Annotated in this window: 11 protein-coding genes and 1 pseudogene; 7 read left to right on the forward strand and 5 right to left on the reverse strand. The window is 45.4% G+C overall.

Going from position 1 to position 12,744, the window contains the following annotated elements; translation table 11 throughout:
• Positions 1 to 164: 164 nt before the first annotated feature.
• The 5 genes and pseudogenes from U5R06_23535 to U5R06_23555 all read right to left on the reverse strand — a co-directional run bounded on the left by U5R06_23535 (position 165) and on the right by U5R06_23555 (position 5,942).
• Entirely contained in the window at positions 165 to 401 is a 237-nt protein-coding gene (locus tag U5R06_23535) for a hypothetical protein (GenBank protein MDZ7725715.1), read from the reverse strand.
• A 170-nt stretch (positions 402 to 571) separates the two neighbouring features.
• On the reverse strand, positions 572 to 4,381 hold the full coding sequence (locus U5R06_23540; protein ID MDZ7725716.1) for a hypothetical protein: 3,810 nt from the start codon (positions 4,379 to 4,381) through the stop codon (positions 572 to 574).
• Positions 4,382 to 4,541: 160 nt separating this feature from the next.
• The gene (locus U5R06_23545) at positions 4,542 to 5,240 is read right to left on the reverse strand and encodes a hypothetical protein (GenBank protein ID MDZ7725717.1); all 699 of its coding nucleotides are present in this window, start codon (positions 5,238 to 5,240) and stop codon (positions 4,542 to 4,544) included.
• Positions 5,230 to 5,607, reverse strand: a complete 378-nt coding sequence (locus U5R06_23550) for a hypothetical protein (GenBank protein ID MDZ7725718.1) — start codon at positions 5,605 to 5,607, stop codon at positions 5,230 to 5,232. The genes U5R06_23545 and U5R06_23550 overlap by 11 nt, the downstream gene beginning before the upstream one ends.
• 143 nt (positions 5,608 to 5,750) lie before the next feature.
• A pseudogene (locus U5R06_23555) lies at positions 5,751 to 5,942 on the reverse strand (tyrosine-type recombinase/integrase).
• A gap of 286 nt (positions 5,943 to 6,228) precedes the next feature.
• On the opposite strand from U5R06_23555, the gene U5R06_23560 reads away from it, so the two are divergent.
• The 7 genes from U5R06_23560 (at position 6,229) to U5R06_23590 (ending at position 12,740) form a co-directional block, all read left to right on the forward strand.
• On the forward strand, positions 6,229 to 7,059 hold the full coding sequence (locus U5R06_23560) for a helix-turn-helix domain-containing protein (GenBank protein ID MDZ7725719.1): 831 nt from the start codon (positions 6,229 to 6,231) through the stop codon (positions 7,057 to 7,059).
• 382 nt (positions 7,060 to 7,441) lie between these two features.
• Positions 7,442 to 7,813: a GxxExxY protein gene (locus U5R06_23565; GenBank protein ID MDZ7725720.1), complete on the forward strand. Its 372-nt coding sequence runs from the start codon at positions 7,442 to 7,444 to the stop codon at positions 7,811 to 7,813.
• Positions 7,814 to 8,064: 251 nt separating this feature from the next.
• Positions 8,065 to 9,606, forward strand: coding sequence for an aldehyde dehydrogenase family protein (locus tag U5R06_23570; protein ID MDZ7725721.1), 1,542 nt, complete (start codon positions 8,065 to 8,067; stop codon positions 9,604 to 9,606).
• 11 nt (positions 9,607 to 9,617) lie between these two features.
• Positions 9,618 to 9,941 (forward strand): aminotransferase class III-fold pyridoxal phosphate-dependent enzyme, encoded by a 324-nt coding sequence (locus U5R06_23575; GenBank protein ID MDZ7725722.1) that lies wholly within the window; start codon positions 9,618 to 9,620, stop codon positions 9,939 to 9,941.
• On the forward strand, positions 9,916 to 10,989 hold the full coding sequence (locus U5R06_23580; protein ID MDZ7725723.1) for an aminotransferase class III-fold pyridoxal phosphate-dependent enzyme: 1,074 nt from the start codon (positions 9,916 to 9,918) through the stop codon (positions 10,987 to 10,989). The genes U5R06_23575 and U5R06_23580 overlap by 26 nt, the downstream gene beginning before the upstream one ends.
• Positions 10,986 to 12,170, forward strand: a complete 1,185-nt coding sequence (locus U5R06_23585) for an isocitrate/isopropylmalate family dehydrogenase (GenBank protein ID MDZ7725724.1) — start codon at positions 10,986 to 10,988, stop codon at positions 12,168 to 12,170. The genes U5R06_23580 and U5R06_23585 overlap by 4 nt, the downstream gene beginning before the upstream one ends.
• A 21-nt stretch (positions 12,171 to 12,191) precedes the next feature.
• Positions 12,192 to 12,740: an HDIG domain-containing protein gene (locus tag U5R06_23590; GenBank protein MDZ7725725.1), complete on the forward strand. Its 549-nt coding sequence runs from the start codon at positions 12,192 to 12,194 to the stop codon at positions 12,738 to 12,740.
• The last annotated feature ends 4 nt before the right edge of the window (positions 12,741 to 12,744 follow it).

The following is a 12,744-nucleotide window of genomic DNA, read 5'->3' on the forward strand; positions in this document are numbered from 1 at the left end:
TACTGTCAACTTATCGGTAGTTCAAATATATTATTTCATTGCCGGTATAATAAGACCACTCCTTAAATAATAAACTGATGACAATGAGTGCCATAATTATCGCAGTAGTAGTGCTTGCTGAAAAATAAATTTGAACCAGTCGCCCAATATTTTAAGTTCATTAATTACCATCCGAATGAATCTTTTGGTCCCTTTATATTTGGGTCGGGAGTTAAACCAACATACTTTTTAATAGTACCATCCAAATTATGAACATTTAAATCTACGTGTTGCCCTTTGCCGTGGTCGTGCAAACCTGTTACTTCGAAATTTCTTATTTTACCTTCCAGACGATCATTTGCAACTCTATCATAATCAAATTGTGTACCCCAACTTGGTATTTCGAATAATCGGTCTTTCATAGCGCCCTCCTTACTTGTTTGGCGACTGGTTCATTATTTGTTTAAGCCTAACCATGTCACTAACTGCGGGGTTCGGATTTTTCAGCGGACGAAAAGCAAAATTTAACGCCCATTTTAATTTTACCAGTGTCCGTCCTATGTTTTATACTCATCATTGTGCTTGCGTGCTTTTATAAGAATCTTTCTTCATCATCCAATTCTTCTTTTTTTATACATCGCTCGGTATATTCAATCATTTTTTCTGCCCATTCTCTTACCTTTTCTGATTGATGATCTAATAACTTCTCTAGTAGCACTTTTTGGTTTTTAAAATATGGTACAGAAGAGCCAGTTATACCAAAAGTTCCCATGTTTGCAGAAAGCTCTTCGAGTACACCGTCCATGTTACTAAATTCATCAATAATAGACTTGGTAAAAGGGTGCCATTCTATGGTTTTATTATTTCCACTTTCTATTGGCATCATATTAGCAATTCTTCTTGGAGCTATATCATTATGTTCTCGGACCCAATAGAGTATTTTTTCGTTACGGGAAGTGTTTTCAAATAAATGTCCTTGATGACCCCAGTTACCATTTAGAGTACCAAGCATATTTTTCAAATTAAAATAAGTGAGATAATCACCAATGAGTCCTGCCCCGATTATCTCCCAAACCGATTCATAATAATCATCTAAAAGCACCTCAAGTACGTTTTTGACATATACATCGAAAGCATAATTAAAGTGGGATTCAGAAGAAAACTCAATAATTTGTTCCGCTATAATTTTTGAAAATTCAACCTCATTTGAATATTTTAAAATCTTTTCAATACTATCAGACCAATGGTAAATATCAATATTACCAATATTTGAAACTCCTACTATTATATTATTTTTTTTAATCAAATCCTTAATAAACTCTTTGCAATGATTCCATTTATCATTACTCCCATAGCAATACATGTAAATCAGGGACAATGATGTCCAAATTCCTTCTTTGCCATAACTTGAAATTTTTTCACACAGACGTATTACTTCATCAGGCCTTAAATTGTCTAAGGCTCGTCCATATTGAAAATTTTTGAAGAACCTAATTGGTAGTTTTGATTCACCAACTATTTCAAACAATCTTTCAAGATCAGCTAAATCTGGATTGGAAACTCGTGTTAGATAAAATGCGAATTGATTATACGATTCTTCACTTAGAGTCGTTTGAATAGCTTGGATTTTAATGTCTTTATCATCACTACCAACCATGAAACCACCAATTAATTCTATATTTCTGTCTGACTCTGGAACTTTAGCGAAGGCTTCAAAAGCAAGACTTAAGAATTCATTTTTGTTCTTAATTAATTCCCCAATCTTTCTTCCAAAATTGAATGCTTGCCTTTGTTCACCGGAAAGCAATTCAGGTACATAAACATTCCATTCTATTTTGTCGTCAACCAATTTTTTTGCCAGTGCCTCTGCATTTAATTTGGGCTTATCTATGTAATGGCCATTTTTATCTTTCTCATAAGAATCCCACTCGGGCAATGTCACTTTAGAGTATAAAAGATGTTTTATTCCATTTGGTGTGATTTTTATAATTAAAGCTTCGATTTTTTGAACGACTTCATTTGGTAATTTTTCAAACCCAAGCGTTATTTTTAATGCGTTTACTCCATCTAACCAATATGATTCCGAACTGTTAACAACATCTTTTACGGTGCTAATTACAACATCAACTTTACCATCACGAATTAATGTTCTAAACGCATTTGCAAGTTTTGTTTTTGCCAAATCTTGATTAGGGTTTTTATGGCAAGCAAAATGCTTTAGAATTGAAATGGATTCATCCCAATATTCATAAATCTCGGCCCAGTTAGGATTGTAATCTTTAAGAGGGGCACTGCTTCCTTGTTTTTCAGCACCACCCATTCTTGTATATCTATCATTGAGGATTCCTCTTCCTAATGAGTTAATTGCTATTCTATTATAATCATCATCCTTTTTGTCAAGCCCCCACTTTATGACTCTTAACCTTTTGTGTAAGTTAGCCTCAGTTCCAGAAAGGAATAATTGAAAAAGTTGGTAAAATTGATTCTCTGAATTATTTCCGTAAGTCTCATTTTCGCCTACAGCAAAAGAATAAAGTGTTTTTGCTGCAATTGTAAAGGTTTCTTTTCGAAAACATAGTTTTTCTAAAGCCCAAACCAAATTTCTACGTCCAACTTTAATATTCTTGATTTCTTCTTTAGAAAAATCACTGAATGCGCTATTTAATGCTTTAGAAGTCGCAATGGGGTTCACTTCAACAACATAGCGAAAGAGCAGTGAACCCCACTCAGTATTAAGAACTTCCGCTGAACCAAAAGGGCTGTTTGGACCCCATAATTCATTAACAATGCTTTGAGCCTTGTCTAATTGATCTAAATCTTTAAGTCGCTCCACAAACTTGGTGCTTAAGGGACTTCCTTTTAGAGCTTCTAAAATTAATATTATTTTATCTGGGGGAGTATTTAATAGCCAGTCGGATGCTAAATTGATAGCCAATATTGTTGGCTTAACAATATACTGGGTACCTCTTTTTTCAATTATATCTTCATTTCTATATTTTTGACATATTTCGTAAAAGGAACTTTTGCTTATCTCACAGTCATAAATGTTGGTTCTGATGAATTCCATTTGCTTTTTTAATGATTCTTTATGTTCATTATTTAAGATCAAGCGAAGTTCATCATCAAGAAATCCGAATGTTGAAAATACAGAACAAGCTCTGATTACATTATATTCTACTTTCTCTTTATCATTACGGCTAAACAACAGTCTTTTTATAAATTCCTTGGGCAGATTATTACTGAAATCGGCAATGCCATTTTTTTGGATATTGTTACAAAATTTTACTGCCATCCATGGGTATCCTTCACAAATACTATTTAAATAGTCTCTATCACTTTGACTATGAGAGGAGCCTAGTTTTTCATTAATTATACCCTTTACAATGTCGCGTTGATCATCCCTTTCTAATTTGAATGATGTTTCTTCATTTGTGGTAGAGGCAATATCAATGGTTATTAGGTGAAATTTCCCCATAGAATTAACCAATCCGGATAAAGCTCGGTGTGATTCCTCATCACAATTGTCGACTACAATAATTCCTTCTTGATTGGTGTGGCTAATGATATAGTTACTTAAATCTTTTAAGTAGCCGTTTACCCCAATTTCAAAATATACCAACTGTTTTTTCAGTGCTATTATATCTGGGTTATCTTCTTTTTCTCTAAAAGCTTCAAGAACTAGTCTTGTTTTACCTAATCCAGAATGCCCAATTATTCTAATTGGTTTTCGCTTGGCTAATGACTCGTATATATTCTGAATATGTTGCTTTATAATATTGTTTGTTTGATAAGCTGTGTCCGATCCTTCTAGAGTTTGTTCCCATTCTTCCCAAAGCCTAAATCCTGGTCTTGAAATATTGTTAAACTTCTGTACTAAAGTTACAGAACCAATGTTTTTATTTACCCAGTCCTTGATGGAATTCGTATCAAAAACTTCAATATTTAATGTGTCATGATTAGAGAATCCAGCGTCCTTAATAGCTCTTCTAAACTCAGTTATTCGATCAACTTTGAGTTTGGTATTAAGGTTTTTATTAATGAACAAAACATAGCAACCATCACTTTCAACCAACTCTTGAACCATTGGTTTTAATTTTCTGTCTTCACTATCTTTTTTAGGAAGTAATATTTCTTCATAGCATTCAGAGGGATCTAATTTGGTTGCTTTATTTTGAAAAAGACAAAATCGACTTTTCAACCATTTGGTGTTATCTTTTCCATTTGTCCATTGAATTCTACCATCATCTCCACCATCTCCAGTTGTTATATTAAATGGAACAAAAGCGCTACCGTCTATTCCATTCTTCTTCAATTCGATTTGCAACAAACTGTGCAAAAGTTTTGTCAGCTGAACATCATTTAACCTTTCTATATGTTCAATTTCAATTTGGTTTATATGCATGTCGATAATTCTTTCAGATTGGTTCAGTCGGTTTTTGACATAAAGCACAACGGATGGCAATAAGAAACGTAGGGCATTTCAAAGCACCTACCTATCAAGCTGCCATGCCGTTTATTAAATGGAATGTCGTTCAAATTTAACACTTTCTGCCCTATGTTTTTTATTGCGTGTTGTGCTCAGTTTTTTTCTCATTCATAGCTTCAATTATTGTCCTTATAAAAATTGCAGTGGATTTTGAAATTTCCATAATGTCGTCAAATAACGCTGTGTCTTTTTCAATTCTATTTTCAGAATCAACACATAAGAATCCAAATATTTCTTCAGCATTTTCCTTGCTTTTTTTCTTTATCGGTAGTACAAAAGTCGATTTGTAGGGTAATATCCAGTCGTTGTTATTTGAATTATTGTAAATAGTGTCACTTGGTTTGTCAAAATTATTTGAGAAAAAATACTCTTTCTTTTCACTTATGATAGAATTAAATGCTGTATTTTCTGAAATTGGATAGGAGTATTTAAAGGTTTCTCTATTTCTTGCAGATTTCGAATCTCTGGCAAAAGTTACAACATTAGCTTTATTATTCTCGTTAACTAACAATTGTAAACTTGCATTAATCCTTGAATTTGGATGAAGCTTATTGATAATATTCACGTAATTATCCAATGATGATATTAATTCATAGGATATTTCATTAAGTTCTTTATTTGATATGTCATTTTCTATAAGTGATTTATAATATTCACTCATTACGCTTATTTTTTTCTTCGCCTTTGACATAGATTTTTTTGCAGTGTAAAAACTATAAATAACTGCAAGTACACTTATCAGCGAAGCTATTATTGCGATTATTTCAAACATCATGCATGTTATTAATTTTTACGAAAAATTCGTCGCCAATTATATGTCGCTTGTATCTCTCAATAATATGAATAATCATAAATGATACAACCGATATTAATGCCCATATATTAATGTCAAATGTTATAGTATTGCCAGCTTTTATAAACCCAAAAACCGCCATAAAAAACATTGAAACAACAATTGAAGCACCTAACATCGGTAAATTATTGGATGATACTCCTATTGCAATAATGTACATTCCTGCAATTAATGTCCATGTTTCACTTGAAATTACTTGAGTTAATGATTTCTCAATCAGAAGCGGCAATAATGGCAATAAGAGCTGAACAATTATGCAAAAAAGAAATTGTTGCCAATTATTTTTCATATTGTTTTATTTTAGTTTTAATCATATTCACGGTCGTCTTTAAAATTGAGCACAACGTCTGTGTATATGCTATTGTTCTTATACAGCTAATTTTGTGCTATAAGCACAATTGATTATATTTTAAATATACCAACAAATATGATTTATTCAAAAAACTCATCGATTGGATTCCGAATTTTATCAATTGCATTTTTAGATACATGAGTATAAATCTCCGTGGTTTTTGAGCTGTTGTGGCCCAATAACTCCTGGATATATCGAAGATCTGTACCTTGGTCCAGTAAATGTGTGGCAACGCTATGTCTTTCCACATGGGGCGTTACTTTTTTATATATGCATTTATTGTATGATAAAAAATGACAGAAAAACTACCCCGCGTCGAGTCTGCCCCGTGTGATTGTTTTAATAAATGAATTTTTTGGGAGAAAGGCAAGGGAAAAGAAAAAAAGTTTCAAGTTTTTAAGTGGTTAAGTTTTAAGGTCAGTATGAAGTAGGAAGAAAAAAGAAAGTAGGTAGAAAACAGAAAAAACCCGAAAAAACCCGAAAAAATCTCTTGCATTCCTCAAAACCCTTTCGTATATAGTAGTGACCGGGGTGGTTACGTAACTGAGCGAGGCTGGTATGAGTCTGGAACAGGCGTATCAAGCGTTAAAAGCGATCGGGTTCAGCGACTATGAATCGCGGGCCTATTGCGCGCTGCTGTCGCAATCTCCGTCCAACGGCTATCAAATCGCGTCGCGCGGCGGTATTCCGCGCGCCAAGGTGTACGAAGTGCTGCAGCGCTTGGTGAGCCGCGGCGCGGCGGTGCGCGCCGAGACCGCGGACCGGGACGCCAAGGTGTACGTGGCCGTGGATCCGAAAACCTTGATCGATAATATACAGAACAACATGAATCAGGCCTGCGATCAGGCGCAGTCGGCCTTGCAGCATCTGCAGGAAGAGCCGGATGTGATGGAAATCCTCTGGCGGGTGACCTCGCTGGACGATCTGGTCAGCCGCGCGCATTCGCTGGTGGACGGCGCGCAGCAAACCCTGCACGTGGCGCTGTGGGCGGAAGAATTTGACGCGGTGTATCCGGCGCTGCTGCGGGCCGCCGAACGCGATCTGCGCATGGCGGTGATTCTCTACAGTCATCATGACGCGTTTTCACAGCTGCAGAACAGCGGCGCCGGCGCGGTGCTGCACAGCGCCAACAAGCGTCAGATGGTGCCGGAACTGGGCCGGCAGTTTCTGCTGGCTGCGGACCGGCGCCAGTGCATCACCGGATCGATTTTCGACGACGGCACCCTGGACGGCGTGTTTTCCATGAACCGCGGACTGGTGTCCAATACCGTCGATCTGGTCAATCATGAAATCTATGTGGAGCGCATCACCCACGAGGTGGGGGATGCGGTGTTCAAACGCTACGGCCGGGATATGAAAGGATTGAATTCGTTTGATGCACCGGGATGAGTGATATTTATCATGTTGGCAGGGTAAATAATTAAAACCACAGAGGACACGAAGGGCACGAAGAGGAAATGGACGAGTTATCGAAAAAGCGAGTGGTTATGCTGGAGATGAGCAGTTAATCATTGGATTATTCGATAGGATACTGGATCAATTTTAATTGAGAATTACAAAGAGCTGGAATCCAGCGTTTTGTTCTTTATATTTTTTCCCTTCGTGTCCTTCGTGTCCTTCGTGTCCTTCGTGCTCTTCGTGGTGATTTCATCCCATAAGGCGCTATGGCAGGGATATGGAGAGATTAAATTTCTTTGATACAACGGATTGAGCGGTGTTTTTTTATGTTGGCAGGGTAAAAAAAATAAACCACAGAGGACACGAAGAAGATATGGAATTTGATAAACTATCCGAAAAAGTGATTGGTTGTGCGATAGAGGTGCATCGGCAATTGGGTCCCGGGTTATTGGAATCTACCTATGAGCAGTGCCTTGCCAGAGAGCTTTCTATCAATAAAATATCATTTGAACTCCAATGTCCATTACCTGTTCTGTATAAAGGATTGCGTCTGGACTGCGGGTACCGGGTTGATGTGTTGATTGAAAAACAGTTAATCGTTGAATTAAAGGCAGTATCCAAACTGCTGCCTATTCATAACGCCCAAATCTTGACTTATATGAAGTTATCAAATATCTCAATTGGATTGCTGATCAATTTCAATGAGGAATTGTTAAAAGCTGGAATCCAGCGTTTTGTTCTTTAATATATTTTTCCTTCGTGACCTTCGTGGTAATATCACAATGCCAATTAAATTCCTTTGATACACCGGAATGAGCCGTATCTATCATGTTTGTAGTTTGCAGGATCAAAAATTTAAACCACAGAGGACACAAAGGACACGAAGAAGAGATGGAATCAACCGTTTCGTTCTTTATTTTTTCCCCTTCGTGTCCTTCGTGCGCTTCGTGGTGATATCACAACGCCGAGGACGCAATATCTGAAAGGAGTTGTCCGATGCAAAATTCTGAATTTCATGATGTATTAGAGACGCTGGGATTGTCTCCGCGGAACAAGGGGGTGTTTGACGGCAGCCGCTGGTTCGGGGGCGGCGCGCGTGTTGATGTGATCAGTCCGATCAACGGCGAAAACATCGCGGCTGTGGACACCGGCAGTCATGATGATTATGAAAAAGTCATTGCGGCGGCGCAGTCGGCGTTTCAACAGTGGCGGCAATGGCCGGCGCCCAGGCGCGGCGAGCTGGTGCGCCAATTCGCGCACGAACTGCGCAAATACAAGGAACCGCTGGGAAGACTGGTGACCCTTGAAATGGGCAAGTCGCTGCAGGAGGGACTCGGTGAGGTGCAGGAAATGATCGATATCTGCGATCTGGCCGTGGGCCAGTCGCGTATGCTCTACGGCGTACAGACGCACAGCGAGCGTCCGGGACACCGCATGTACGAGCAGTGGCATCCGCTGGGCGTGGTGGCGGTGATCTCGGCATTTAACTTTCCCGTGGCCGTGTGGGCCTGGAACACCAGCATGGCGCTCATCTGCGGCGACGCGGTGCTGTGGAAACCGGCGAGTCCCGTGCCCCTGACCGCCATCGCCTGCGTGAAAATTCTGCAGCGGGTGATCGAAAACAATGACGCGCCGAACGGCATTGCCGCGTTGATGACCGGTCCGGGCAAAGACGTGGGCGAGCTGATCACACAGGACCAGCGCATTGCGCTGGTCAGTTACACCGGCTCGACGAAAATCGGCAAACACATCGCCCAGACCGTGCACGCGCGCCTCGGCAAAACCATCCTCGAACTCGGCGGCAACAATGCCATTATCGTCACCCGGCACGCGGATCTGCAGCTAACGGCCAAAAACATCCTGTTCGGCGCCATCGGCACCTGCGGACAGCGCTGCACCACCACGCGCCGGGTGATCATCGAGGATAAAGTATACGACGAGCTGGCCGGGATTCTGAAATCAGCATACACCACGATTTCCATCGGTTCGCCCCTGGACGAGTCGCATCACATGGGACCGATAGTGAACCGGAAGGCGGTGGACACGATGATGAACGCCCTGGAGACCATCAAAGAGCAGGGCGGGACATTCCTGGTCGAGGGCGGTCGGCTGGAAGGCAAAGGCTATGCGGGCGGCTGTTACGTCAAACCCGCCATTGCCGAGGTAACGCCGGATCTGCCGATTGTGCAGGACGAGACGTTTGCGCCCATTCTGTACCTGATCAAATACAGCGGCGATTTAAGCGAGGCGATCCGCATTCACAACAGCGTGCCGCAGGGCTTGTCGTCGGCCATTTTCACCCATGATCTGCGCGAATCCGAGCGCTTTCTCAGCGCATTGGGCAGCGACTGCGGCATTGCCAATGTGAATCTGGGCACCTCGGGCGCCGAGATCGGGTTGGCGTTCGGCGGTGAAAAAGAGACCGGCGGCGGCCGCGAGAGCGGGTCCGATGCCTGGAAGAGCTATATGCGCCGCCAGACCAACACCGTCAACTGGAGCGGCGAGACCGTGCTCGCCCAGGGCATTCAATTTGACTGAAAGAGGACGCGATGAACCCACAAGCGAAATTTCCGCTCATTCCCGAACAGCCGGCGGCGCCGCGGCTCAAGACCGCGCTACCGGGCCCGAATGTACAGACACTGACCGGCCGCGATCATCAGGTGACCAGTCCCTCGTACACGCGCGATTACCCGCTGGTGGCCGATCATGCGATCGGGTCGACGATCACCGATCCGGACGGCAATGTGTTTCTCGATATGACCGCCGGCATTGCGGTCACGTCCACCGGACACTGTCATCCGGCGGTGGTGCACGCCATTCACGAACAGAGCCGGCGCTGCCTGCAGCATGTCGGGCACGGATTTTTACTATGAACCGCAGATCCGGCTGGCCGAACGCCTGTCCAAACTGGCGCCCATGTCCGGCAAGAACCGCGTGTTTTTCACCAATTCCGGCGCTGAATCCGTGGAAGCGGCGCTCAAACTGGCGCGTTTTCACACCAAACGTCAGCACGTGATCGGTTTTATCGGCGCTTTTCACGGCCGCACCTACGGCGCCATGTCGCTGGGCGCCAGCAAGATGATCCAGAGTTTCGGATTCAAGCCGCTGGTGCCGCAGATTTCGCACGTGGATTACCCGAATCCGTTCCGGCCGGTGGGGTACGAAGACAACGTCACCGATCACAGCATGAAAGAACTGCAGACCGTATTCGAGCACAAGGTGGCGCCGGACGAGGTGGCGGCGATTTTTGTCGAGGCCATCCAGGGCGAAGGCGGCTATATTGTGCCGCCGGATGATTTTCTGCCGCGTCTGCGCGACTTGTGCACAACACACGGCATTATGCTGGTGTGCGACGAGGTGCAGTCCGGCGTGGGCCGCACCGGCAAATTCTGGGCGGTGAATCACGTGAACGTGCAACCGGATATGATCACCTGCGCCAAGGGCATTGCCAGCGGACTGCCGCTGGGAGCGCTGATCGCGCGCGAAGAGGTGATGAACTGGCCGTACGGCGCGCACGCGTCCACCTTTGGCGGCAATCCGGTTTGCTGCGCCGCGTCCCTGGCCACTCTGGATCTGCTCGAACGCGGACTCGTTGACCATGCGGCGAAAACCGGCGCGCATTTGATGACCGGACTGCGGCAACTGATGAGCGGGTGCCCGGTGATCGGCGACGCGCGCGGCCGGGGACTGATGGCGGCTGTTGAATTTATCCGGGATCCCGGCAGCCGCGAAGCGTATCCGGAGTTCCGCAATCAGGTGATCCAGGCCTGTTTTCAGCGCGGACTGTTGATTCTGGGATGCGGCGAGAGCGCTATACGGTTCTGTCCGGCGCTGACCGTCAAAGAGGAACAGATCGACACCGCGTTATCGATTGTACGCGCGGCCATTGAATCGGTTGAACAACAGGAGACCCCCTTATGAAACGGCGAACCATTGTCACCATGCCCGGCGACGGTATCGGCCATACCGTGCTGCCGGAAGCGCTGCGCGTGTTAAAAGCGGCCGGATTTGCAGCCGATTATGTCGAGGCGCCCATTGGCTGGACCTACTGGTGCGAGCAGGGCAATCCGCTGCCGGATGAAACGATCCATCTTCTCAAGGCCCACAAGTTGGGTCTGTTCGGCGCCATCACGTCCAAACCCAAAGACAAGGCGGCGCTGGAACTCAAACCCGAACTGCGGGAGGGCGGCGCGGTGTATTACAGTCCGATTGTCAGGATGCGTCAGTTGTTTCACCTCGACATCTGCATCCGGCCCTGTCGGGCGTTCAAAGGCAATCCCCTGAACTTTGTCCGCCGCAACGCCGCCGGCGGGGTTGACGAGCCGCCGGTGGACGCGGTGATTTTCCGGCAGAATACGGAAGGCTTGTACGGCGGTGTGGAATGGACCGATCCGCCGCGGCCGGTGCGGCAGGCGCTGGAGACGCATCCGAAAATGGCGGCGTTCAGGGACGTGCCCGGACCCGATCTGGCCGTGTCCACGCGTATTTTCACGCGCCGGGCCTGTCGGCGTATCTGTGAGGCGGCGTTCACTTATGCGCACCAGCACGGCTATGCGTCCGTGACCATGTGCGAAAAACCGAATGTCATCCGCGAAACCTCGGGTATGATGGAAGAAGAAGCGCGCAAAGCCGGCGAAGCGTATCCGGATATTCAGCTGCGCTCTACCAATATCGACGCGCAGATGATGTGGCTGACCAAGAATCCCGAGGATTACGGCGTCATCGTGTCCGGCAACATGTTCGGCGATATTGTCTCGGACGGATTTGCCGGACTCACCGGCGGACTCGGATTCGCCTGCAGCGCCAACATCGGCGATGAGGTGGCGGTGTTTGAACCCACGCACGGATCCGCGCCCCGCTATGAACAGCTGCAGCCGTCGATTGTCAATCCGATTGCCATGATGTTGTCCGCCTGCATGCTGCTGGACCATATCGGCGACCCGGCGCGCGCAACGCGCATCCGCGAGGCTGTGGCAGCCGTGATTGCCGACGGCCGGGTGCGCACCTATGACATGCTGCGCCTGAAAGGCGGCGCCGATGTGATCAAACAGGGCGCGGCCACCACACAGCAGATGACCGACGCGGTCATTGCGCATTTGTAATCCGATTCAGGGAGACTGTTGATGCAGAAAGCGATAAAAAATTTGTGGCCGGAACTGACCTGGATTCAGGATAACGATCTGCGGGAGAAAACGGCAAACGTCTGGGAAACGGCGCTTGCGGAAAGCGTGTTGAGCGTCGATGATCTGAACCGCATTCCGTTCACCCTGCTAATTCCGGGCGTCACCACGACATTCATGACGCACAAACGCGCCGTGGTGCATCTGGCCAAGGCCTGCGGCGAGACTATCCGTGAATTTTTAGGCAAAGACCTGCCGGTGAACATGGACGTGCTCATCGCCGGCGCCATGCTCTGCGACGTGGGCAAGCTGCTGGAATACGATCTCGCGGATGGACAGGCGGTGCAGGGCAATTACGGCAAGTATCTGCGCCATCCGTTTTCCGGCGTGTCGCTGGCCGAGCGCTGCGGGGTGCCGGCGGAGGTGTCTCACATCATTGCCGCGCACGCCGGCGAAGGCGACCGGGTGAAACGCTCGGTAGAAGCAACGATTGTGCATCACGCGGATTTTATGACGTTTCTGCCGTTCAGGGAACGCCTGATTCCGGATTGAGGAC

The sequence above is a fragment of the candidate division KSB1 bacterium genome (assembly GCA_034521575.1).
GTDB lineage: Bacteria > Zhuqueibacterota > Zhuqueibacteria > Residuimicrobiales > Krinioviventaceae > JAXHMJ01.

Coding starts and splice junctions, on each gene's coding strand:
- U5R06_23575 (MDZ7725722.1), top strand. CDS start 9,618: ATGAACCCACAAGCGAAATTTCCGCTCATTCCCGAACAGCCGGCGGCG.
- U5R06_23560 (MDZ7725719.1), top strand. CDS start 6,229: ATGAGTCTGGAACAGGCGTATCAAGCGTTAAAAGCGATCGGGTTCAGC.
- U5R06_23545 (MDZ7725717.1), bottom strand. CDS start 5,240: ATGATGTTTGAAATAATCGCAATAATAGCTTCGCTGATAAGTGTACTT.
- U5R06_23540 (MDZ7725716.1), bottom strand. CDS start 4,381: ATGCATATAAACCAAATTGAAATTGAACATATAGAAAGGTTAAATGAT.
- U5R06_23535 (MDZ7725715.1), bottom strand. CDS start 401: ATGAAAGACCGATTATTCGAAATACCAAGTTGGGGTACACAATTTGAT.
- U5R06_23550 (MDZ7725718.1), bottom strand. CDS start 5,607: ATGAAAAATAATTGGCAACAATTTCTTTTTTGCATAATTGTTCAGCTC.
- U5R06_23585 (MDZ7725724.1), top strand. CDS start 10,986: ATGAAACGGCGAACCATTGTCACCATGCCCGGCGACGGTATCGGCCAT.
- U5R06_23580 (MDZ7725723.1), top strand. CDS start 9,916: ATGTCGGGCACGGATTTTTACTATGAACCGCAGATCCGGCTGGCCGAA.
- U5R06_23565 (MDZ7725720.1), top strand. CDS start 7,442: ATGGAATTTGATAAACTATCCGAAAAAGTGATTGGTTGTGCGATAGAG.
- U5R06_23590 (MDZ7725725.1), top strand. CDS start 12,192: ATGCAGAAAGCGATAAAAAATTTGTGGCCGGAACTGACCTGGATTCAG.
- U5R06_23570 (MDZ7725721.1), top strand. CDS start 8,065: ATGCAAAATTCTGAATTTCATGATGTATTAGAGACGCTGGGATTGTCT.